This is a genomic window from Sphingomonas sp. LH128 (assembly GCF_000293195.2).
Classification (GTDB): domain Bacteria; phylum Pseudomonadota; class Alphaproteobacteria; order Sphingomonadales; family Sphingomonadaceae; genus Novosphingobium; species Novosphingobium resinovorum_A.
The window spans coordinates 1-939 of the sequence record NZ_ALVC01000485.1 but is presented as its reverse complement, the minus strand read 5'-3'; the positions used below and the strand labels follow the sequence as shown (position 1 = coordinate 939).

Sequence of the window (939 nt, the reverse complement as noted above, 5' to 3'; positions counted from 1 at the left end):
CCGCCAAGATGCACACCAGCCAGTTCGTCACCGAAGCGACCAAGGCCTTCCCCAAGGACGGCATCCTGATCCGCGACGGCGGCGCCACGGTGATCTTCCAGTGGACCTACTCGCAGGCCAAGCCGCATGACGTGATCTGGAACCAGAACTACGGCCACATCGGCACCGGCCTGCCTTACGCGACCGGCGCCATGCTCGCCGACCAGGCCGCCACCGGCAAGGTACGCCCCGGCATGCTGCTGACTTCGGACAGCTCGTTCCTGTTCCACGTCGGTGAGCTGGAAGTGGCGGTGCGCAAGAACCTGCCGCTGGTGATCGTCGTCGGCGTCGATTTCCAATGGGGTCTCGAAGTGGGCGTCTACAAGCGCACCTTCGGCCACGGCACCAAGGAAACCGGCGTCCACTGGTCCGACAAGGTCCGTTTCGACAAGATCGCCGAGGGCTTCGGCGCAGCGGGCGAGTATGTCGAGAAGGCCGCCGACATCGGCCCCGCCATCGAGCGGGCCTATGCACGCGGCGGCTGCACCGTGATCCACGTGCCCATCGACCCGGCGGCGAACTCGGAGGAAATGCCGAACTATTCGGAATTCCGCACCTGGTACGCCGAAGGCACGCAGTAACAACCAAGATCCTCCCCCTGCGGGGGAGGGGGACCATGCGAAGCATGGTGGAGGGGCACGCGCGGCTTACGTGACGTCTCGTAATCCGATGGTGCCCCTCCACCCCCGCTGCGCGGCGGTCCCCCTCCCCGCCCGCGGGGAGGATGGGAGAGAGCATCATGCGCAGCTACACGCAGTTCTACATCGACGGCCGCTGGACCAGCCCCGTCACCCCGAAAACCGCCGAAGTCATCAACCCCGCCACCGAGGAAGTCTCCGGCGAAATTTCGCTGGGCTCCCCCGCCGACGTCGACCTTGCCGTCGCCGCCGCCCGCCGCGC

Annotated in this window: 1 protein-coding gene; it reads left to right on the top strand. The window is 66.8% G+C overall.

The features are described 5' to 3' along the window. A partial coding sequence (locus LH128_RS28850) for a thiamine pyrophosphate-dependent enzyme (protein ID WP_008833241.1) occupies nucleotides 1–620 on the top strand: 620 nt, incomplete at its 5' end. Nucleotides 621–939 lie beyond the last annotated feature (319 nt).